Raw genomic sequence first — 21920 nt, 5'->3', positions numbered from 1 at the left:
GCTACGACACCTCGGCCACCAGCTCGGTGGCCCGTGAGGCGGGTACGCCCGCCGCGGTCAGCACGGCGACCGTGGCGGCGCGGCCCGCCTCCTGTGCTGCCAGGAGGCCGTCGTTCACCGCCTCCGTCACCGCGAACAGCATCTGCTCCACCACGTAGGCGAGGGCCGGCGCGGGCAGCGGGGAGACGAACACGCCCTCGTCCAGTCCGCGCTGGAGGAGGCGGATCTTGTCGTCGCGCACGGGCGCGAGGCGTTCGCGGATGCCCTGCACGGTGACCGTCCGCTGGGCCAGGGCGATCAGCAGCCGGTAGCGGTCGGCCACCGGCCACAGGGCGAGCACCGAGCGGGCCACCGCCTCCGCCGGGTCGGCCACTCCGGCGCGGGCGTGCGAGTCGGCTTCCGCGAGGGCCTCCACGGCTCCGTCCACGAGGGTGCTGATGAGTGCCTCCCGGTTGGGGAAGTGGCCGTACACCGTGCGACGTACGACCCCCGCGGCGCGTGCGATCTGGTCCATGGAGGCGTCGGGATCGCGCAGCAGCTCGGTGAGGGCGACGTCGAGGATGCGGCGTCGGTTGGCGTCGGCGCGGCTGGTGTTACCCGTGGTCATGGCGGTCATTCTGCCTCCCCGGCTCGACTTGCACGGCGCTGTGCAACCACGTACATTGCACATGGTTGTGCAATTGCACGCCACTGTGCAAATCGTGCCAACCCCGATGCGCACGTCCGTCGCCGCTCCGGAAAGGAGACCCCCTGCCATGCGACTCGTCATGACCGAACCGGTCGACACGACGGAGCGCCCCTACGCCCCGGCGCTGGTGGGCGCTGCTGGTGCTGTGCCTCAGCCTGCTGATCATCGTGATGGCGAACACCGCGCTCACGGTCGCCGCGCCCGACATGACCCAGGACCTCGGGCTCTCTAGCGCCGACCTCCAGTGGGTCATCGACGGCTACACCGTCCCCTACGCGGCGCTGATGCTGCTGCTCGGCGCGATCGGCGACAAGTACAGCCGGCGCGGGGCGCTCGTCCTCGGGCTGGTCGTCTTCGGCGGGCGGCGCCGTCTTCGGCTACCTCGCCGACAGCTCGACGACCGTCATCGCGGCCCGCGCCGTGATGGGCGTCGGCGCGGCCCTCATCATGCCGGCCACGCTCTCGCTGCTCGCCGCCACCTTCCCGCGCGCCGAGCGGGCGAAGGCGATCACCCTGTGGACCGCCACCGCCGGGCTCGCCATCGCCGCCGGCCCGGTCGTCGCCGGTGCCCTGCTGCGCGACCACGGCTGGTCCTCGACCTTCCTGATCAACGTGCCCATCGCGGCCGTGGCCGTCGTCGGCGCCCTCGTCGTCGTCCCGCCGTCCAAGGCCGGTCACCACGACCGCATCGACTACGTCGGCGGACTGCTCTCGGTGCTCTGGACCGGCGCCCTCGTCTACATGATCATCGAGGGTCCGCACTTCGGCTGGCACGCCAAGGCCGTCGGGGCGGCGGTGCTCGCGGGCGTCGGCCTGCTCGCCTTCGTCCTGTGGGAGCTGCGGCACCCGCGCCCCATCCTGGACGTGCGCCGGTTCGCCGGCCGCCGGTTCGCCGGCTCCAACCTCGCCGTCGCCCTGTTCTTCCTGGCCGTCTTCGGCGCCTTCTACTACCTCACCCAGCACCTCCAGTTCGTCCTCGGCTACGACGCCCTGCAGACCGGTGTGCGTATGCTGCCGCTGGCCGGCGCCGTCTTCGTCGGCTCCGCCCTGACCGGCTGGCTCACCCCGCGGGTCGGCATGAAGTGGACCGTCAGTGCGGGCATGGTCGGCGGCACGACCGCCCTCGCCCTGCTGACCCGCGTGGACGCGGGCTCCGGGTACGGCGACTTCGTGGCCCCCCTGATCATCCTGGGTCTGGCCATCGGTCTCGCGCTCTCGCCCTGCACCGACGCCATCATGGGCGCGTTCCCGGAGTCCGAGCTGGGCGTCGGCGGCGCCGTCAACGACACCTCGCTGGAGCTGGGCGGCTCGCTCGGCATCGCCCTCCTCGGCTCGCTGCTCGCCACCTCGTACGGCGACCACCTCTCCGACGCCACCGCCGGCAGCAAGCTCCCGGCGAGCGCCCTGGACACCGCGCGGGACTCGGTCGGCGCCGGGTACGCCGTCGCGCAGGGCATCGGCGACAAGGCGCACCGGCTGGCCGAGCGGGCGGCGGGCGCGAAGGACCCGCAGCAGGCCGCGCAGCTCAAGCAGCAGGCCGCCGAGCTGGCCTCCGGCGCCCGGCAGATGGCGGACGCGGTGGGCTCGTCCTTCTCCGACGCGGTCGCCCGCACCAGCCTGGTCGGCGCGGTGATCCTCGGCGTCGGCACGGTCCTGGTGGCCGTCCTGCTGCCCCGGCGCGAGTCCGCCGCACCCGAGACGGAGACCGAGGAGCGGGAACTGGCGGACAGCCAGGCCGGCTGACCGCCTCCCGCCCCCGTCGCGCGCGCACGTGCCGTTCCGGATCCACCGGAACGGCACGTGCGCGCGTAGCGTCTGTACGCGTATGGAGGCACGTGAATGAAGATCGACTGGGACCGGCGGACCTGTGCGCGCAAGGGGCATGTGACCTACGCGCCCGACGATCCCCGGCTGCGGGTACGGCTGCACGTCCGGACCGCGCTCGGGGACGCTTGGCGCTGTCTGCGCTGCGGTGACTTCGCGCTCGGCGAGCCGCACGGCTCCGGGCCGGCCGGCGACGCGCCGCTGGTGCCGCGCGGGAAGGTGCTGCGGGACCTGTTCGTCCTGCGCTTCCTGGCGGTCGAGCGGGCCGTGCGCGGGGTGTTCATCGTGCTGGTCGCGGTCGCGGTCTGGAGGTTCAGCAACAGCAGGGACGCGGTGCGCCGGCTCTTCGACGAGTACCTGGACGTCTTCCGCCCGGTCTTCCGGCACTTCCACTACGACCTCGACCACTCACCGGTCGTCGGCTCCGTCCAGAAGGTCTTCGGCTACCGGCACTCCACGCTGGTGCTGGTGGCCGCGCTGCTGCTGGCCTACGCGTTGATCGAACTGATCGAGGCGGTCGGCCTGTGGTACGCCAAGCGCTGGGCGGAATACCTGACGGTGGTCGCGACGGCCGCGTTCCTGCCGCTGGAGATCTACGAACTCACCGAGCACGTCAGCGGGGTGAAGATCGCCACGCTCGTCCTCAACATCCTCGCCGTCCTCTACATCGCGCTGACCAAGCGCCTGTTCGGCCTGCGCGGCGGACGCCGCCGGTTCGAGGAGGAGCGGCACAGCGCCTCCCTCATGGAGGTGGCGGAATCGGCGGGGGTTCCCGCCTTGCCTTGACGCCGACGTCAACCCGTACCGTCGTGGACATGCGAATCGGCGAGCTGGCCGCGCGGGCCGGGACCACGACACGCACCCTGCGCTACTACGAGGCGCGGGGGCTGCTGCCGGCCCGGCGCGACGGCAAGGGACACCGCACGTACGACGAGGGCGACCTCAGGCTGCTCCGGCAGATCCGCACCCTCCAGGACTTCGGGTTCGACCTGGAGGAGACGCGGCCGTTCGTGGACTGCCTGCGGGCCGGGCACCCGGACGGCGACTCCTGCCCGGCCTCGCTCATGGTCTACCGGCGCAAGCTGGCCGAGCTGGACACGCTCATCGGGGAGCTGACGGCGGTGCGGGAGACGGTCGCCGGGCAACTGGAGCGGGCCGAGCGGGCCCGGGACGAGCTGGCCGCCGAGGCGCTGGTTCCGGGGGGTCCGGAACCCGTGTGCGAACTGGGAGGGCTGACGCGGTGAGCTTGGTGAGCGGACTGACAGAAGTGACGGACGCCGATTTCGAGGCGGAGGTGATCGGCTCGGACCTGCCGGTGCTGGTGCAGTTCACGGCCGAGTGGTGCGGGCCGTGCCGGCAGCTCGCGCCGGTGCTGAAGGACATCGCGTTCGAGGAGGGCGACCGGCTGAAGGTCGTCCAGATCGACGTGGACCGCAATCCGCGGACGACGATCTCCTACGGCGTGATGGCCACGCCCACCCTCCTGCTCTTCCGCGACGGCGAGCCGGTGCGCTCGATCGTGGGAGCGCGGCCCAAGCGCCGGCTGCTGGCGGACCTGGCGGACGCGCTGTAGAACCGCCCCGGAACGCGAGAAATCCCCCGAGCAATTGCGTTCGGGGGATTTCTCTGCGTATATTCAGTGGTTCACGACTTCCATGAGGAAAGTCGTGGAGAAGTCCAGTGAGCACAGTATATGCGGGCGGGAGCGGAATTGTCAAACGCGGATCTGTCGAACAGTGAATTTCCGGACGATGAATTGCGGAACGAGCAGGAATTCATCGACGGACTGTACGCACGCGTGGACGTGCTGCTCGGCGAGGCCGAGACCTCCGTGACCGACGCGCTCGCCCAGGGCGACAAGCCCATGCAGGCCCGGCTGGAGCGGGACATCCTGGTCGCCGAGCGCTCGGGACTCCTCGCCGCGCTGAACGCCGTGGACGGCTCGCTCTGCTTCGGCCGGATCGACCTGACCGACGGCACCAGACACCACATCGGGCGGATCGGGCTGCGCGAGGACGACGCCGAACGCACCCCCGTCCTCGTCGACTGGCGCGCCGACGTCGCCCGCTCCTTCTACCTGGCCACCGGCCACACCCCGATGGGCCTGCGCCGCCGCCGGCACATCGCCACCGAGGACCGGACCGTGACCTCCCTGCACGACGAGATCCTGGACCTGGGCGACGCCACCCGCACCGGTCACGAGGACCCCACCGGCGACGCCGTCCTGCTCGCCGCGCTGAACTCGGCCCGCACCGGCCGGATGAGCGACATCGTGCGGACCATCCAGGCCGAGCAGGACGAGATCATCCGGGCACCCCACCGCGGCGTGCTGGTGGTGGAGGGCGGCCCCGGCACCGGCAAGACCGCGGTCGCCCTGCACCGTGCGGCCTACCTGCTCTACGAGTACCGGGAACTGCTCGCCCGCCGGGCCGTGCTCATCGTCGGCCCCAACCCGGCCTTCCTCGGCTACATCGGCGAGGTGCTGCCCTCCCTCGGCGAGACCGGGGTGCTGCTGGCCACGGTCGGCGAGCTGTATCCCGGCGTGCGGGCCACCGCCACCGACACGCCCGAGGCGGCGGCGGTGAAGGGCCGCGCGGACATGGCCGACGTGCTCGCCGCCGTCGTACGCGACCGGCAGACGCTGCCCGACCCGGTCCTCGCGATCGAGCACGACCGCGAGGTGCTGATGCTGGACGACGGCCTGGTGAGCGTCGCCCGGGAACGGACCCGCGCCGCGAAAGTGCCGCACAACGCGGCCCGCGAGTACTTCGAGGGCCACATCCTCAACACCCTCACCGAGCTGTACGCCGAACGCGTGGGCACCGACCCCTACGACGGCAGCAGTCTGCTCGACGCCTCCGACATCACCCAGATCCGCGACGAACTCGCCGAGAACCCCGGCGTCCGGTCCGCCGTCGACCGGCTCTGGCCCCGGATCACCCCGCAGCGCCTGCTCGCCGACTTCCTCGCGGAACCGGACGGCCACCTCTCGAAGGAGGACGCGGACGCGGTCCGCCGCCCGGTGACCCGCGCCTGGACCGTCGCCGACGTCCCGCTGCTGGACGAGGCGGCCGAACTCCTCGGCGAGGACGACCGGCTGGTGCGGGCGCGGGCGGACCGCGAGCGCGAGACCCGGATCGCCTACGCGCAGGGCGTGCTGGACGTCTCGTACGCCTCGCGGACCTACGAGTTCGAGGACAAGGAGGACAGCGACCCCGAGGCCTCCGAGGTGCTGTCGGCGCACGACATCATCGACGCCGCGCGGTTCGCCGAGCGGCAGGAGGAGACGGACCACCGCAGCGCCGCCGAGCGGGCCGCCGCCGACCGCACCTGGGCGTTCGGGCACATCATCGTGGACGAGGCGCAGGAGCTGTCGCCGATGGCCTGGCGGCTGCTGATGCGGCGCAGCCCGACCCGCTCGATGACCCTGGTCGGCGACCCGGCCCAGACCGCGGAGGCGGCCGGCGTCGGATCCTGGGCGGACATCCTCGCCCCCTATGTCGAGGACCGCTGGGAGCACACCCGGCTCGGCGTCAACTACCGAACCCCGGCCGAGATCATGGACCTGGCCGCGGCCGTGGTCCGCGCCCGGGAACCCGGCTTCGAGCCGCCCAGCTCGGTCCGGTCGACCGGGGTACGGCCCTGGGTGCGGCGGGCCACCGGTGACCTGCCCGGCGCGGTCGCCCGGGCGGTCGCCGACCTCACGCCCGCCGAGGGCCGGCTCGCGGTGATCGCCCCGCGCGCGCTGCACCGCTCCCTGGCCGCCCGGCTGGACGGGGTCACGGCCGGCGCGGAGCCCGACCTGACGCGCGGGACCGTCCTGCTCGACCCGCGCCAGGCCAAGGGGCTGGAGTTCGACTCGGTCCTGGTGGTGGAGCCGGCCGCCTACGGCACGAGCGATCTGTACGTGGCCCTGACCCGGGCCACCCAGCGGCTCGGCGTGCTGCACACGGGTTCGCTGCCGCCGGGCCTGACCGACGGGGAGTGACGCGGCGGGCCCGGGGGCGCGCCGCCCCAGGGCCCGTGAGCGCCGTCCCGCGCACGGTCAGGCGGGGCGCAGCCACACCGTCGCGAGCGGGGGCAGCGTCAGGCGGATGCTCGCCGGCCGGCCGTGCCAGGGGTGTGCCTCGGGCTTGACGGCGTCCGGGGTGGTGACGTCGCCGCCGCCGTAGCGGGCCGCGTCGGTGTTCAGCACCTCCACCCACGCCGGCACCTCCTCCGGGACCCCGATCCGGTAGTCGGGACGGACCACCGGGGCCAGATGGGTGATGGCGAGGAGCGGGTTGCCGTCGGCGTCGTACCGCAGGAACGCGAAGACGTTGTCGTCCGCCGCGTCACCGGTGACCCATGCGAAGCCCGCCGGGTCGGTGTCGCGCTGCCACAGTGCCGGAGTCGCCCGGTACCGCGCGTTGAGGTCCGCCACGAGGTCCCGTACGCCCCGGTGCTCGGCCTCCGCGCCGTAGGACGGGTCGAGCAGCCACCAGTCAGGGCCGTGCACCTCGGACCACTCGGCGCCCTGCGCGAACTCCTGCCCCATGAACAGCAGTTGCTTGCCCGGGTGGGCCCACATGAAGCCGAGGTAGGCGCGGTGGCCGGCGCGCCGCTGCCACCAGTCGCCCGGCATCTTCGACACCAGGGACCCCTTGCCGTGCACCACCTCGTCGTGGGAGATGGGCAGGACGTAGTTCTCGCTGTAGGCGTACACCATCGAGAACGTCATCTCGTGGTGGTGGTGCCTGCGGTGCACGGGGTCGTGGCTCATGTACGCCAGCGAGTCGTGCATCCAGCCCATGTTCCACTTCAGGCCGAAACCGAGCCCGGCGAAACCGCTCGGGCCCGTGAGGTGGGTGGGGCGGGTGACGCCGTCCCAGGCCGTGGACTCCTCGGCGATGGTCACCACGCCCGGGCAGCGCCGGTACACGGTGGCGTTCATCTCCTGGAGGAAGGCCACCGCGTCCAGGTCCTCCCGGCCGCCGTGCTCGTTCGGCTCCCACTGGCCCGGCTCGCGCGAGTAGTCCAGGTAGAGCATCGAGGCGACCGCGTCCACGCGCAGCCCGTCGATGTGGAACTCCTCGCACCAGTAGACCGCGTTCGCCACCAGGAAGTTGCGCACCTCGCGCCGGCCGAAGTCGAACTCCAGCGTGCCCCAGTCGGGATGGGCGGCCCGGCGCGGGTCGTGGTGCTCGTACAGCGGGCGCCCGTCGAAGGCGGCCAGCGCCCACTCGTCCCGGGGGAAGTGCGCGGGCACCCAGTCCATCAGGACCCCGATGCCGGCCTGGTGCAGCCGGTCCACCAGGTACTTGAAGTCGTCCGGGGTGCCCAGCCGGGCCGTCGGCGCGTAGAACCCGGTGACCTGGTAGCCCCAGGAGCCGCCGAAGGGATGCTCGGCGACCGGCATCAGCTCGACGTGCGTGAAGCCCGTCTCGGACAGGTACGCCGGCAGTTGCTCGGCGAGCTGGCGGTAGGTCAGGCCCGGCCGCCAGGACGGCAGATGCACCTCGTAGACGGAGAAGGGCGCCTCGTGGACCGGGGTGTCCGCCCGGTGGGCCATCCACTGAGCGTCGCCCCACTCGTGGTGCGAGGCGTGCACGACCGAGGAGGTGGCGGGCGGCGCCTCGGTACGGCGGGCCAGCGGGTCGGCGCGCAGGGTGCGCGAGCCGTCCGGGCGGGTGATCTCGAACTTGTACAGCTCGCCCTCGCCGATCCCCGGCACGAACAGTTCCCAGACCCCGGTGCCGCCGAGCGAACGCATCGGGAACCCGGTGCCGTCCCAGAAGTTGAAGCTGCCCGTGACCCGCACGCCGAGCGCGTTCGGCGCCCACACCGCGAACCGGGTGCCGCTGACCCCCTGGTGGGTGGTGACGTGCGCGCCGAGCGCCTGCCATAGCTGCTCGTGCCGGCCCTCGCCGATCAGGTGCAGGTCGAGCTCGCCGAGCGTGGGCAGGAAGCGGTAGGCGTCCTCGGCCTCCTGGACCGTGCCGTCGTACGTCACCAGCAGCCGGTACTCCGGGACCTCCGCGAGCGGCACCAGACCGGAGAAGAAGCCGTCGCCGTCGTCGTGCAGCTCCGCCCGCAGCCCGTCCGAGACCACGGTGACCGCCCGCGCGTACGGGCGGAAGGCACGGAAGGCGATCCCGCCCGGCACCGGATGCGCCCCCAGCACGGAGTGCGGGGCGTGGTGGGTGCCGTGCAGCAGCCGCTCGCGGTCACCGGCGTCCACGGCCGGGGAGACGGCGGCCTCCAGCACGGACGCCGGTGCCTGCGGGGGCACCCGCGTCTCCTTGGGCCCCTTCGCGGCCCTGCTCCTGCCGGACTTGTTCTTCGCGTTCTTCGGCGTGGCCGACTTCTTGGACGTCACGAGCGGGTCTCCCGGGCGAGAATCGGGTCAGGTCGGGTCGGACGCGGCGAGGCGACGGATCGCCGACAGGGGTACGGGGAGCCAGTCGGGCCGGTGCCGGGCCTCGTAGACGACCTCGTACACCGCCTTGTCGGTCTCGTAGGCCCGCAGCAGCACCGGATCGGTGCGCGGGTCGAGGCCGGTCACCTCCGCGTACCCGGAGCAGTAGGCGGCCCGGCAGGCGTGCGCCCAGTCCGGGTCGGGCACGTTCGCCGAGTGGGCCGCGTAGTCGAAGGAGCGGAGCATGCCCGCGATGTCCCGCACCGGCGGCTGCGGCATGCGCCGTTCGGCCAGCGGCCGGGCCGGTTCGCCCTCGAAGTCGATCAGCGACCACTCGCCGGCCGGCGAGCGCAGGCACTGCCCGAGGTGCAGATCGCCGTGGACGCGCTGGGCGGTCCAGGTACGGCCCTCGGCCGCCAGGTCGGCCAGCGCCTCGTAGGCCGAGCACAGTCCGCGCTCGTACGGCCGCAGCGCCGGCACCGCCTGCACGGCCTCCGTCAGCCGCTCCTTCATGCCGTCCACCAGCGACTGGAGCTGGGTGTGGCCGAGGGTGACCGTCGGCAGGGCGCGGGCGAGCGCGGTGTGCACCTCGGCGGTGGCCCGGCCCAGTGCCCGTGCCTCGGCGGTGAAGTCCTCGCCCTTGGCCAGCTCGCGCAGCGCCAGGTCCCAGCCGTCGGCGGCGCCGCTCACGTACGGCTGGAGCACGGCCAGGACGTATGCGTCCGTGTCCACGTCGGCGTGCAGCCACGCGGTCGGCGCGGGCACCCGGGGGCAGCCCGCGCGGGCCAGGGCGAGCGGGATCTCCAGATCGGGGTTGACGCCGGGCACGACCCGGCGCAGCAGCTTGAGAATAAACGTATCTCCGTAGACGACCGACGAGTTGGACTGCTCGGCGGTCATCATCCGGGCCACCAGGCCTGTCCGGATCTCCTGCTGCGGATCCCGCTCGAAACGCAGCCCGCCGACGCGGGCCTGGGTGCGCAGGGCCTCCAGCAGCACCTCGGCGGGCCGGGCGTCGTAGAGGGCCTCGTACACCGTGCGTCCGGCGAGCGGGCCCTCCTCCACGTGTCCGATCAGCGCGGGCGCCAGCCGGGGCGGCAGCGCCTCGCGCACGCCTATGAGGAGCTGGTAGCAGTCGCCGGGGTGCGGCGGCGCGCCCGGCGCGGACGGCTGGTGGACGCGCAGGAGCAGGTGGTACAGGCCCAGCCGGCCGTCGGGCCGCAGGAGTTCGGTGACGGCGACAGCGGTGAAGCCCGTGACCGGGCGTCCCTTGCCGGCGAACCAGCGCTGCCGCGGCAGCCAGGTACGCAGCAGGGGGTCGAGCGAGGTGAGGAGGGAACTGGTGGTGTCAGAGAGGGTGACCGTTTCCGCCATGGGCGTCACGTCCTTTCCCCGGGTCGTCGGGGTGTTACTACTGCGTGCCCCGGGTGGGGCGGTGGAAACGCGCCGTCTCCCCACCCGGGCCGGGCCGGCCGCACTACGCGGCGTCCCGGCGCAGCCGGAACCAGTAGAAGCCGTGGCCCGCGAGGGTGAGCAGGTACGGCAGTTCGCCGATCGCCGGGAACCGGACCCCGCCGAACAGCTCGACGGGGTGCCGCCCTTCGTACCGGCTCAGGTCCAGCTCCGTGGGCTGGGCGAAACGGGAGAAGTTGTGGACGCACAGCACGAGGTCGTCCCCCTCCTCCTCCGACAGGGGCGCCTCGCGCAGGAAGGCGAGCACCGCCGGGTTCGACGACGGCAGTTCGGTGTAGGACCCCAGGCCGAAGGCGGGGTTCTGCTTGCGGATCTCGATCATGCGGCGGGTCCAGTGCAGCAGGCTGGACGGAGAGGCCATGGAGGCCTCGACGTTGGTGACCTGGTAGCCGTGGACCGGGTCCATGATCGCGGGGAGGAAGAGCCGGCCGGGGTCGCAGGAGGAGAAGCCGGCGTTGCGGTCCGGGGTCCACTGCATGGGGGTGCGGACCGCGTCGCGGTCACCGAGCCAGATGTTGTCGCCCATGCCGATCTCGTCGCCGTAGTAGAGGATCGGCGAGCCGGGCAGGGACAGCAGCAGGGCGGTGAACAGCTCGATCTGGTTGCGGTCGTTGTCGAGCAGGGGCGCGAGGCGCCGGCGGATGCCGATGTTGGCGCGCATCCGCGGATCCTTGGCGTACTCGGCCCACATGTAGTCGCGTTCCTCGTCGGTGACCATCTCCAGGGTCAGCTCGTCGTGGTTGCGCAGGAAGATGCCCCACTGGCAGCCGGAGGGGATCGCGGGCGTCTTGGCGAGGATCTCGGAGACCGGGTAGCGCGACTCACGGCGCACGGCCATGAAGATGCGCGGCATGACCGGGAAGTGGAACGCCATGTGGCACTCGTCGCCGCCGGCCCGGTAGTCGCCGAAGTAGTCGACGACGTCCTCGGGCCACTGGTTGGCCTCGGCGAGGAGCACCTTGTCGGCGTACTGCTCGTCGATCTCCTTGCGCACCCGTCGCAGGAACGCGTGGGTGGCCGGCAGGTTCTCGCAGTTGGTGCCCTCCTGCTGGTACAGGTACGGCACGGCGTCCAGCCGGAGTCCGTCGATGCCGAGGTCGAGCCAGAACTTCAGCGCGGAGATCATCTCCTCCTGCACGGCCGGGTTCTCGTAGTTGAGGTCCGGCTGGTGCGAGAAGAAGCGGTGCCAGTAGTACTGCTTGCGTACGGGGTCGTACGTCCAGTTGGAGGCCTCGGTGTCGACGAAGATGACGCGGGCGTCCTGGTACTGCTTGTCGTCGTCGGCCCAGACGTAGTAGTCGCCGTACGGACCGTCCGGGTCCCGCCTCGACTCCTGGAACCACGGGTGCTGGTCACTGGTGTGGTTCATGACGAAGTCGATGATGACCCGCATGCCGCGCTGGTGGGCGGCGTCCACGAACTCCACGAAGTCGGCGAGGTCACCGAACTCCGGCAGCACGGCGGTGTAGTCGGAGACGTCGTAACCGCCGTCCCGCAGAGGTGACTTGAAGAACGGCGGCAGCCACAGGCAGTCCACGCCGAGCCACTGGAGGTAGTCGAGCTTGGCGGTCAGCCCCTTCAGGTCGCCGACGCCGTCGCCGTTGCTGTCCTGGAAGGAGCGGACCAGCACCTCGTAGAAGACGGCGCGTTTGAACCACTCGGGGTCCCGGTCCTTGGCGGGAGTGTCCTCGAAGGTGTCGAGAACGGGCTCGTTGACGCTCATATGGTGGCTGACCCTCCGATCGGCGGGGTGGACGGTCGCAGGACGGTGAAGACGTGCGCGGGCCGGTGACCCGGCTCCAGACGCACGTAGTTGGTCCTGCCCCAGTGGTAGGTCTCGCCGGTCAGCTCGTCGCGCACCGGCACGGACTCGTGCCGGTCCAGGCCGAGTTGCGGCATGTCCAACGAGACCGTGGCCTCCTGGGTGTCGTGGGGGTCGAGGTTGGCGACCACCAGAACCGTGTTCGATCCGCTCCGCTTCGAGTAGGCGATCACCGCATCCTTGTCGACGTGGTGGAAGTGCAGGTCACGGAGCTGCCGCAGGGCCGGGCTCTGTCGTCGGACGGTGTTGAGGCGGGTGATGAGGGGGGCGATGGTGCGGCCCTCGCGGGCGGCGGCCTCCCAGTCGCGGGGGCGGAGCTGGTACTTCTCGGAGTGCCGGTACTCCTCGCTGCCCTCGCGCAGCGGCGTGTTCTCGCACAGTTCGTAGCCGCTGTAGACGCCCCAGGCGGGGGAGAGGGTGGCGGCCAGGACGGCGCGGACCTCGAAGGCGGGGCGCCCGCCGTGCTGGAGGTAGGCGTGCAGGATGTCGGGGGTGCTGGGGAAGAGGTTGGGCCGCATGTAGGCCGCCGCCTCACCCGACAGCTCGGTGAGGTACTCCGTCAGCTCCTGCTTGCTGTTGCGCCAGGTGAAGTAGGTGTAGGACTGCTGGAAGCCGATCTGGGCCAGGGTGTGCATCATCGCCGGGCGGGTGAACGCCTCCGCGAGGAAGATGACGTCGGGGTCCTTGCGGTTGATCTCCGCGATGACCCGTTCCCAGAACACCACCGGCTTGGTGTGGGGGTTGTCCACGCGGAAGATGCGCACCCCGTGGTCCATCCAGTGCCGCAGGACACGGACCGTCTCGGTGACGAGGCCGTCCATGTCGGTGTCGAAGGAGACGGGGTAGATGTCCTGGTACTTCTTCGGCGGGTTCTCGGCGTAGGCGATGGAACCGTCGGGGCGGTGGCGGAACCACTCGGGGTGCTTGTGCACCCAGGGGTGGTCGGGGGAGCACTGGAGCGCGAAGTCCAGGGCGATCTCCAGGCCCAGTTCCCGGGCGCGGGCGACGAAGAGGCCGAAGTCCTCCAGGGTGCCCAGGGCCGGGTGGACGGCGTCGTGGCCGCCCTCGGGGGAACCGATCGCCCAGGGCACGCCGACGTCGTCGGGGCCGGCGGTGAGGGTGTTGTCGGGGCCCTTGCGGAACGTCGTGCCGATCGGGTGGACGGGGGGCAGGTAGACCACGTCGAAGCCCATGTCCGCGATCGCCTCCAGGCGCCGCGCGGCCGTGCGGAACGTGCCGTGCGGCTGCTCGGCGGTGCCCTCGGAACGGGGGAAGAACTCGTACCAGGAGCCGTACAGGGCCCGTTCCCGCTCCACCAGCAGCGGCATCGCGTCCGAGGCGGTGACCAGCTCCCGCAGCGGATACCGCCCCAGCAACGCCTCCACCTCCGGCGACAACGCCGCCGCGAGCCGCCAGGCGGCCGGGCGGTCCTCGTCCCGCAGGGCCGCGACGGCGTCCAGCACGGTCTGCCGCCGGTCCGCCGGAACCCCGGCCGCCGCCCGCTCGTACAGCTCGGCGCCCTCGGCCAGGACCAGGCCGGTGTCGATGCCGGCCGGGATCTTGATCCGGGCGGTGTGCCGCCAGGTGGCGAGCGGGTCCGACCAGGCCTCGACCGTGTAGGTCCAGTGGCCCGGCTCGCCGGCGGTGACCGTGGCGCCCCAGCGGTCGGTGCCCGGGGCGAGTTCCCGCATCGGCGTCCAGGGCCCGGCCCGGCCCGCCGGGTCCCGCAGTACCACGTTCGCCGAGACGGCGTCGTGGCCCTCGCGGAACACGGTGGCCGACACCTCGAACGACTCCCCGGTCACGGCCTTCGCGGGCCTGCGGCCGTGCTGGACCACGGGGCGCACGTCGAGGACGGGGATGCGGCCCAGGGTGGTGGCCGCGGCGGGGGAGGGCCGCTCCCCGGCGGACGGGCCGGCGCCGGTCACGCCGGCGGGGGCCGCGTTCTTCCTGCCCGTCGTCTTCTTTGCTGCTCCCGTGGACTTGCTGGTGGACGAAGGTGCTGACGAGTGGTGCCTGGCGGGCATGACCGCTCCTGTCCGCGTCAACGTGGGTATGGGCGGATGTGTGTGGGGAGGTGGGTCCTGCGGGTGGTGCCGCGTGACGCCTGTGGGACGTGTACCGGTGGAGCCTGCCCACCCTGTTCGGGTGGCCAACCCGGCACTCTGTCAACTCCTCACGAGAACGTCCACACACAAGACCGCCCCCCTTTTCTCCGAGTGCCCGGTGACCGCCTCTTGACGCCCCCCGACACCGAGCCGGTACGTCCCCACCGACCGCGCGGTAACCACTACCGTCGAAGGCGACGACGAGACGCACAGTGCCGTGCGTCTCACCCCGCAACGCGCCCGAGGTGAATGTGAAGGCGATCCGTCGGTTCACCGTCCGTCCCGTTCTCCCCGACCCCCTGCGGCCACTGAGCGATCTGGCGCGCAATCTGCGCTGGTCCTGGCACGCGGAAACGCGCGACCTGTTCCAGTCCGTCGACTCCGCGGCGTGGGCCGCCGCCGGAGGCGACCCGGTGCGGCTGCTGGGCAGCGTGCGCCCGGCCCGGCTGACCGAACTGGCCGGTGACCGGCGGTTCCTGCGCCGCCTCACCGCGGTCGTGGACGACCTCGACGACTACCTGACCGGCGACCGCTGGTACCAGGCCCAGTCGGACGGCCTGCCCGCGGCCGTCGCCTACTTCTCCCCGGAGTTCGGCATCACCGCCGCGCTCCCGCAGTACTCCGGCGGCCTCGGCATCCTGGCCGGCGACCATCTCAAGGCGGCCAGCGACCTCGGCGTACCGCTGATCGGGGTCGGACTGCTGTACCGGCACGGGTACTTCCGGCAGACCCTCTCCCGGGACGGCTGGCAGCAGGAGCACTACCCCGTCCTCGACCCCAACGAGCTGCCCCTCACCCAGCTGACGGAACCCGACGGCACCCCGGCGCAGGTCTCCCTCGCCCTGCCCGGCGGCACCGCGCTGCACGCCCGCGTCTGGCTCGCGCAGGTCGGCCGGGTACCGCTGCTGCTGCTCGACTCCGACGTGGAGGAGAACGACCTCGGCGAACGCGGGGTCACCGACCGGCTCTACGGCGGCGGCAGCGAGCACCGGCTGCTCCAGGAGATGCTGCTGGGCATAGGAGGTGTGCGGGCCGTACGCACCTACTGCCGGCTGACCGGGCACCCGGAACCGGAGGTGTTCCACACCAACGAGGGCCACGCCGGCCTCCTCGGACTGGAACGGATCGCCGAACTCTGCGCCGCCGGACTCGACTTCGACGCGGCGCTGGAGGCCGTGCGCGGCGGGACGGTGTTCACCACGCACACCCCGGTCCCGGCCGGCATCGACCGCTTCGACCGGGAGCTGCTCGCCCGGCACTTCGGCCCGGACGCCGAACTGCCCGGCATCGACCTCCAGCGCATCCTGGCGCTGGGCATGGAGACCTACCCGGGCGGCGAGCCCAACCTGTTCAACATGGCCGTGATGGGACTCCGGCTGGCCCAGCGGGCCAACGGCGTCTCGCTGCTGCACGGGCAGGTCAGCCGGGAGATGTTCGCCGGGCTGTGGCCGGGGTTCGACGCCGAGGAGGTGCCGATCACCTCCGTGACCAACGGGGTGCACGCGCCGACCTGGGTGGCCCCCGAGGTGCTGCGGCTCGGCGCCCGGCAGATCGGCGCCCAGCGGACCGAGGACGCGTTGAGCGTCGGCGGCTCCGAACGCTGGGACTCGGTCGCGGACATCCCCGACCAGGAGGTCTGGGAGCTGCGCCGCACCCTGCGCGAACAGTTGGTGCAGGAGGTACGGGAGCGGCTGCGGGCGTCCTGGCGGCAGCGCGGCGCCGGGAACGCCGAGCTGGGCTGGATCGACGGGGTCCTGGATCCGGACGTCCTCACGATCGGGTTCGCGCGCCGGGTGCCGTCGTACAAGCGGCTGACGCTGATGCTGCGCGACCGCGACCGCCTCACCGAGCTGCTGCTGCACCCCGAGCGGCCGGTGCAGATCGTGGTCGCGGGCAAGGCGCACCCGGCGGACGACGGCGGCAAGCGCCTGGTGCAGGAACTGGTGCGGTTCGCCGACGACCCGCGGGTCCGCCACCGCCTCGTCTTCCTCCCGGACTACGGCATGGCGATGGCCCAGAAGCTCTACCCGGGCTGTGACGTCTGGCTGAACAACCCCCTGCGCCCCCTGGAGGCCTGCGGCACCTCGGGCATGAAGGCGGCGCTGAACGGCTGCCTCAACCTCTCCGTGCTGGACGGCTGGTGGGACGAGTGGTTCCAGCCGGACTTCGGCTGGGCCATCCCCACCGCGGACGGCGCCTGCACCGACCCCGACCACCGTGACGACATCGAGGCGGCGGCCCTGTACGACCTGCTCGAACAGCGGGTCGCGCCGCGTTTCTACGAGCGCGGGCGGGCCGGACTGCCCGACCGCTGGATCGAGATGGTCCGCCGGACCCTCTCCGAGCTGGGCCCGAAGGTGCTGGCCGGCCGCATGGTCCGCGAGTACGTCGACCGGCTCTACGCCCCCGCCGCGCAGTCGCACCGCACACTGGCTCCGGACACCGCCCGGGACCTCGCCGGCTGGAAGGCCCGGGTGCGGGCCGCGTGGCCGGGGGTGACCGTGGACCACGTCGAGACGAGTGCGACGACGGCCACCGCGGAACTGGGCACGGCCGTCGGGCTGCGGGTGCGGGTGCAACTGGGCGAGCTGGGCCCGGACGACGTGGAGGTGCAGGCGGTGTCCGGCCGGGTGGACGAGGAGGACCGCATCACCGACGCCACGGTCGTCCCGCTGAAGCCGGCCGGCGCCCCCGACCTGGAAGGGCGCCTCCTGTACGAGGGTCCGCTCTCCCTGGACCGCACCGGCCCCTACGGCTACACGGTCCGCATCCTGCCCGCCCACCCCCTTCTCGCCTCCACCGCGGAATCGGGCCTGGTGGCCGTGCCGTCCCAGGAGGTGGTGGAGGGAGCGGGGGTGCTGCTGCGGTGACCGTCAGTCCGCGAGGCCCCGGCCGGCCAGGTTCCTGAGCACCGTGCCGCACCGGCGGGCGTACGCGTGCTGGAGGCTGCGGGTGGCCGGGCCGCCCGCGCGGGCGTACCACTTGGCGGCGCGGCTGAACGCGGCGACGGTGAGCCATACCGTGCCGTCGCCGGTGCGGTCGACCACGAAGGCCTCCTCGCCGCACTCGGGGTGGCCTTCGAGGGTGCCGTAGGCCCAGCCGGCCCGGCGGGGTTCCTCGGCCGTCCAGACGATGCGGCAGGGGGCCCGGACGAGGCCGGCCAGGGTGACCGTGACGTCGACGCCGGGGGCCGCGCGGGCGGCCGTGGCGTCGACGCCGACCCCGAGCGCGCGGTGCATCTCCCAGGTCAGGACCGCCTCGGCGGCCCGGTCGAACACCTCCTGGCCCTCGCCGAGCCGGGTGCGGACGAACAGGGGGTGGAAGCCGGGCGGGCAGACGGCCAGGTCGTCGCGGGTCGCGCCGACCGGCTCGTAGGTGAAGGACGCCGAGGACATGGGTCACAAGGGTAGGGCGGCACCCGGAACGCTCGCGTTCCGGGTGCCGCCCTGGTGTGGCGCGGGGGTGACTAGCTGACGTTCACGCCGGTCCAGGCCGCGGCGACGGCCTTGTACTCGGCGCTGGTGGAGCCGTACAGCGCGGACGCCGCGTTCAGGGTCGCCGTGCGGGCGGCCTTGTAGTTGGTCGTCGACGTCATGTACGTCGTCAGCGCCTTGTACCAGATCTGGAGCGCCTTGGCGCGGCCGATGCCGGTGACCGCGGCGCCGTTGTACGTCGGCGAGTTGTAGCTGACGCCGTTGATCGTCTTCGCGCCGCTGCCCTCCGACAGCAGGTAGAAGAAGTGGTTGGCGACACCGGACGAGTAGTGGACGTCCTTGTTGCCGACGGAGGAGGACCAGTAGTCCGCCGAGCCGCCGTCCTTGCTGGGCTTGTCCATGTAGCGCAGCGGCGAGCCGTCGCCGTTGATGTCGATCTTCTCGCCGATGAGGTAGTCACCGACGTCGGAGGCGTTGTTCGCGTAGAACTCCACACCCGTGCCGAAGATGTCCGAGGTGGCCTCGTTCAGACCGCCGGACTCGCCGGAGTAGTTCAGGCCGGCGGTGTTGGAGGTGACGCCGTGGCTCATCTCGTGGCCGGCCACGTCCAGCGAGGTCAGCGGGTCGACGTTGCCGGAGCCGTCACCGTAGGTCATGCAGAAGCAGCCGTCGTCCCAGAACGCGTTGACGTACGCGTTGCCGTAGTGGACGCGGGAGTAGGCGCCGACACCGTTGTTCTTGATGCCGTTGCGGCCGAAGGTGTTCTTGTAGAAGTCCCAGGTCTCCGCCGCACCGTAGGCGGCGTCGGCGGCCGCGGTCTGGTCCGAGGAGGAGCTGGAGGCGGTGCCGGTGCCGAAGACGTTGGTCGAGCTGGCCACCAGGGTGCCCGTGCCGGACGTCTTGCGGGCCAGGTTGTAGGTCTTGTGACCGCCCCGGGCGCCGTCGGTGAGCTGGTACGTCGAGCCCGACTGCGTGCTGTTGAGGCTGACCGTGCCGGAGTACAGCGTCTTGCCGGTGCCGGTCGCGTTCTCGATGCCCTGGTACTCGAAGAGCTTCTTGCCCGTGGCCGCGTCGGTGACGACGTGCAGTTGGTTCGGGGTGCCGTCGTCCTGGAGGCCGCCGACGACCGTCTCGTAGGCGAGGACGGGCTTGCCGGAGCCGGCCCAGATCACCTTGCGGGCGCCGTCCGCGGTGGTCTTGGCGGAGCCGAGGGTTCTGGCGGCGGACACCGCCTGCTTCTCGGCCTTGGCGGCGGAGATCTGCGGCTTGAGGGAGGCCGGCTTGAGGACCGCCTTGTTCGCCTTGGTCACACCCTCGGTCCTGCCCGACTTGGCGGTGTGGACGATCAGGTCGCCGCCGAGCACCGGGAGGCCCGCGTAGGTGCGCTCGTAGCGGGTGTGGACGGTGCCGTCGACGTCCTTGACGACGTCCTTGGCGACCAGCTTCTCCTTGGCGCCGAGACCTATGTGCTGCGCGGTCTCGGCGGCGCCGGCCTGCGCCTTCTGGAGCAGGGAGGTGCGGGCCGCGGTGGACAGCGTGGTCGGGGCGGCTGCCAGGGGCTTGGCGGCGGCGGATCCGGCCGGGGCGGCGCTGGCACCGGTGGTCAGACCGGTGGTGAGGAGGGCTCCGGCGGCGACGGCGGTGGCGATGGCCAGAGTGGTGCGCTTGTGACGCGCGTAGAGGGGGCTCACAGAAGCTCCTTCGTGGGGGAGTCCGGTCAGCGTGGGGTTACTGGCCGGAGAGTGTGGCGTTGTGAAGTTGCTGTGCTACTGCGGCGGGTGGAGAGAGAGTGACATCAGGGCCGCGTACATGTCAGGACCCTGAAGTGATGTTGGCCGAAAATCGACTGCCCGGTGAATATTGCAGCGATGTGAACCGGTGCCGCCCGGAGGCGTCGCGCCCCCGGACGGCCCGGTGCTGACGGGCTTGTGGACCGCGGTTTACGGGAAGGTCAGCTTCCAGCCGTTGATCGTTCCCGTGTCGTACGTGGCTTGATCCTGTACCCGCAACTTCCACGTGCCGTTGGCCGGTTCCGCCGAGGCGTTGACGGTGTAGGTCTCGGTCACGTTGTCCGCCGAGTCCGAGGAGCTGAAGTTCTTCAGCCGGTAGGCGGTGCCGGACGGGCCGACGAGGTCGATCACCAGGTCACCCCGCCAGGTGTGCGAGATGTCCACGCCCACCTGGAGGTTGCCCGGCGCGTTCCCGGTCCGGCCGGAGACGGTGATGTCCGAGGTGACGGCCGGCCCGTTGTCCGGGACCGCCACCGGGGAGGTGTTCTCGTACGACGTACCGCCGCCGCCCCCGCCGCCGGAGCGCGAGCCGACCGCGACGCCCGCCCAGGCGTCCTGCACCGCCTTGTACTCGGCGCTGGTGGTGCCGTACAGCTCGCCGGCCGCCGCGAGGGTGCCGGTGCGGGCGCCCGCGTAGTTGGTGGTCGAGGTGAACTTCGTGGTCAGCGCCCGGTACCAGATCTGGAGCGCCTTGTCCCGGCCGATGCCGGTGACCGGAAGGCCGTCCGCCGTCGGCGAGTTGTAGCTCACGCCGTTGATGACCTTGGCGCCGCTGCCCTCGCTCAGCAGGTAGAAGAAGTGGTTCGCGGGGCCCGACGAGTAGTGCACGTCGACGCCGCCGATGCCGGAGTACCAGTTGTCCTTGGACGAGCCGTCCTTGCTCGGCTTGTCCATGTAGCGCAGCGGGCTGCCGTTGCCGTTGATGTCGATCTTCTCGCCGATGAGGTAGTCGCCGACGTCGGACGCGTTGTTCGCGTAGAACTCCACGCCGGTGCCGAAGATGTCCGAGGTCGCCTCGTTCAGACCGCCGGACTCCCCGCTGTAGTTGAGGCCCGCGGTGTTGGAGGTGACGCCGTGGCTCATCTCGTGGCCGGCGACGTCGATCGCCGTCAGCGGCTTGGCGTTGCCGGAGCCGTCGCCGTAGGTCATGCAGAAGCAGCCGTCGTCCCAGAACGCGTTGACGTACGAGTTGCCGTAGTGCACCCGTGAGTAGGCGCCGACGCCGTTGTTCTTGATGCCGCTGCGGCCGAAGGTGTTCTTGTAGAAGTCCCAGGTCTCCTGCGCGCCGTAGTGGGCGTCCGCGCCCGCGGTGGCGGCGTTGGAGTTGGTCCCGTTGCCCCAGGTGTCGCTGGTCTGCGAGAACAGGGTGCCCGTGCCGGAGGTGCCGTGGTTCAGGTTGTACGTCTTGTGACCGCCGCGGGCCCCGTCGGTGAGCGTGTACGTCGAGCCCGACTGGGTCGTGGTCAGCGTCACCTGGCCGCTGTACTGCGTGTTGCCGACGCCGGTGTCGATGCCCTGGTACTCGTACAGCTTCTTGCCGCTGGTGGCGTCGGTGACGACGTGCAGTTGGTTCGGGGTGCCGTCGTCCTGGAGGCCTCCGACCACCGTCTCGTACGCCAGCACGGGCTTGCCGGAGGCCGCCCAGATCACCGTGCGGACGCTGTCCGCCGCCGTCCTCGTCCCGCCGAGCGCCTTCGCCCGCCGCACCGCCTGCCGCTCGGCGGTGGCCTTCGGCACGGCCGGGGTGAGACCGGCGACCTTCAGCGAGGCGCTGCCGGCCCGGATGACGTCCATGGTCTTGCCGGACCGGGCGGACTTGACGACCAGGTCGCCGCCGAGCACGGGCAGGCCCGCGTACGTGCGCTCGTAGCGGGTGTGGAGCGTGCCGTCGGCGTCCTTGACGACGTCCCGCACGACCAGCTTCTCCTTGCCGCCCAGGCCTATCCGCCGGGCGGTGGCGGCCTTCGAGGCGTCCGCGTGGCGGATCAGTTCGGCGCGCTGCGAGGGGGTGAGCCGGAGGGCCGTGTGCGCGGGGTTCGCCCTGCCGGCCTGCGGCGTCGCCGGAGCGGCGCCGGCCGTGCCCGACTGGACGGCGGCGGCGATCAGGGCGGCGACGCCGGCGAGGGCGACGGTGGCGGTGCGGCGGGGCGCCGTGGGGCGCGGTGCTGTGTGGGAGGTGCGTCCGCGAGAGAGATTGCTTCTCAACACTGACTCCTTCTGCATGGCCGCGGGACGCGCGGCCAGGGGAGACCGGACGGTGGGTTCTGACGTCCGGGCAGAACAGGCGTTACGCGGAACCAGGTGCAGGTGCAGTGCGGGTGCAGAGCCGGCTCACGTCAGGGCGCAGGAGCTGTGGGGTTGCTGTGAGTCGGTCTGGGAAGAGT

General features: G+C 71.7%; 13 protein-coding genes and 1 pseudogene. 6 read left to right on the top strand and 8 right to left on the bottom strand.

From position 1 onward, the window contains the following. Window position 1 precedes the first annotated feature (1 nt). Window positions 2-616, bottom strand: coding sequence for a TetR/AcrR family transcriptional regulator (locus tag D9753_RS10870; protein ID WP_121786823.1), 615 nt, complete (start codon window positions 614-616; stop codon window positions 2-4). 139 nt (window positions 617-755) lie between these two features. Here D9753_RS10870 and D9753_RS10865 point away from each other — a divergent pair. The 5 genes and pseudogenes from D9753_RS10865 to D9753_RS10845 all read left to right on the top strand — a co-directional run bounded on the left by D9753_RS10865 (window position 756) and on the right by D9753_RS10845 (window position 6500). Next, window positions 756-2431 (top strand): annotated as a pseudogene (locus D9753_RS10865) (MFS transporter). 96 nt (window positions 2432-2527) lie between these two features. Continuing rightward, window positions 2528-3298 carry a DUF2127 domain-containing protein gene (locus D9753_RS10860; RefSeq protein ID WP_121786822.1) on the top strand — a complete coding sequence of 257 codons (771 nt, stop codon included), beginning with the start codon at window positions 2528-2530 and terminating at the stop codon, window positions 3296-3298. Window positions 3299-3327: 29 nt separating this feature from the next. Next, entirely contained in the window at window positions 3328-3756 is a 429-nt protein-coding gene (locus tag D9753_RS10855; protein WP_121786821.1) for a MerR family transcriptional regulator, read from the top strand. A 14-nt stretch (window positions 3757-3770) separates the two neighbouring features. Then, complete coding sequence (gene trxA, locus D9753_RS10850; protein WP_121791010.1) at window positions 3771-4085, top strand: thioredoxin; 315 nt, start codon at window positions 3771-3773, stop codon at window positions 4083-4085. Between the two features lie 120 nt (window positions 4086-4205). After that, window positions 4206-6500, top strand: coding sequence for a HelD family protein (locus D9753_RS10845; protein WP_121786820.1), 2295 nt, complete (start codon window positions 4206-4208; stop codon window positions 6498-6500). 57 nt (window positions 6501-6557) lie between these two features. Here D9753_RS10845 and glgB read toward each other — a convergent pair whose 3' ends face one another. The 4 genes from glgB to D9753_RS10825 form a co-directional block, all read right to left on the bottom strand. Next, entirely contained in the window at window positions 6558-8870 is a 2313-nt protein-coding gene (gene glgB / locus D9753_RS10840; RefSeq protein WP_121786819.1) for a 1,4-alpha-glucan branching enzyme, read from the bottom strand. Between the two features lie 27 nt (window positions 8871-8897). Further along, on the bottom strand, window positions 8898-10283 hold the full coding sequence (locus D9753_RS10835; protein ID WP_205614116.1) for a maltokinase N-terminal cap-like domain-containing protein: 1386 nt from the start codon (window positions 10281-10283) through the stop codon (window positions 8898-8900). Window positions 10284-10386: 103 nt separating this feature from the next. Continuing rightward, window positions 10387-12105, bottom strand: a complete 1719-nt coding sequence (gene treS, locus D9753_RS10830) for a maltose alpha-D-glucosyltransferase (RefSeq protein WP_121786817.1) — start codon at window positions 12103-12105, stop codon at window positions 10387-10389. Beyond that, on the bottom strand, window positions 12102-14231 hold the full coding sequence (locus tag D9753_RS10825) for an alpha-1,4-glucan--maltose-1-phosphate maltosyltransferase (protein ID WP_121786816.1): 2130 nt from the start codon (window positions 14229-14231) through the stop codon (window positions 12102-12104). The genes treS and D9753_RS10825 overlap by 4 nt, the downstream gene beginning before the upstream one ends. Window positions 14232-14563: 332 nt before the next feature. Here D9753_RS10825 and D9753_RS10820 point away from each other — a divergent pair, with 332 nt between their 5' ends. Further along, window positions 14564-17182 (top strand): glycosyltransferase family 1 protein, encoded by a 2619-nt coding sequence (locus D9753_RS10820; protein ID WP_121786815.1) that lies wholly within the window; start codon window positions 14564-14566, stop codon window positions 17180-17182. A 3-nt stretch (window positions 17183-17185) separates the two neighbouring features. Here D9753_RS10820 and D9753_RS10815 read toward each other — a convergent pair whose 3' ends face one another. The 3 genes from D9753_RS10815 to D9753_RS10805 form a co-directional block, all read right to left on the bottom strand. Then, window positions 17186-17707 (bottom strand): DUF1990 domain-containing protein, encoded by a 522-nt coding sequence (locus D9753_RS10815; protein ID WP_121786814.1) that lies wholly within the window; start codon window positions 17705-17707, stop codon window positions 17186-17188. Between the two features lie 71 nt (window positions 17708-17778). Beyond that, complete coding sequence (locus D9753_RS10810; protein ID WP_121786813.1) at window positions 17779-19437, bottom strand: M4 family metallopeptidase; 1659 nt, start codon at window positions 19435-19437, stop codon at window positions 17779-17781. Window positions 19438-19686: 249 nt separating this feature from the next. After that, a complete protein-coding gene (locus D9753_RS10805) occupies window positions 19687-21741 on the bottom strand; it encodes a M4 family metallopeptidase (RefSeq protein WP_121786812.1) in 2055 nt (684 codons plus the stop codon). Between the last annotated feature and the right edge of the window lie 179 nt (window positions 21742-21920).

Source organism: Streptomyces dangxiongensis, assembly GCF_003675325.1.
Taxonomy (GTDB): domain Bacteria; phylum Actinomycetota; class Actinomycetes; order Streptomycetales; family Streptomycetaceae; genus Streptomyces; species Streptomyces dangxiongensis.
This window is presented reverse-complemented; position numbering and strand designations above follow the sequence as displayed.

What these genes read in the sequence shown, in the direction of transcription:
- D9753_RS10870 (WP_121786823.1), bottom strand. Translation starts at nt 616, where the DNA reads ATGACCGCCATGACCACGGGTAACACCAGCCGCGCCGACGCCAACCGA.
- D9753_RS10860 (WP_121786822.1), top strand. Translation starts at nt 2,528, where the DNA reads ATGAAGATCGACTGGGACCGGCGGACCTGTGCGCGCAAGGGGCATGTG.
- D9753_RS10855 (WP_121786821.1), top strand. Translation starts at nt 3,328, where the DNA reads ATGCGAATCGGCGAGCTGGCCGCGCGGGCCGGGACCACGACACGCACC.
- D9753_RS10845 (WP_121786820.1), top strand. Translation starts at nt 4,206, where the DNA reads ATGCGGGCGGGAGCGGAATTGTCAAACGCGGATCTGTCGAACAGTGAA.
- D9753_RS10835 (WP_205614116.1), bottom strand. Translation starts at nt 10,283, where the DNA reads ATGGCGGAAACGGTCACCCTCTCTGACACCACCAGTTCCCTCCTCACC.
- treS (WP_121786817.1), bottom strand. Translation starts at nt 12,105, where the DNA reads ATGAGCGTCAACGAGCCCGTTCTCGACACCTTCGAGGACACTCCCGCC.
- D9753_RS10825 (WP_121786816.1), bottom strand. Translation starts at nt 14,231, where the DNA reads ATGCCCGCCAGGCACCACTCGTCAGCACCTTCGTCCACCAGCAAGTCC.
- D9753_RS10815 (WP_121786814.1), bottom strand. Translation starts at nt 17,707, where the DNA reads ATGTCCTCGGCGTCCTTCACCTACGAGCCGGTCGGCGCGACCCGCGAC.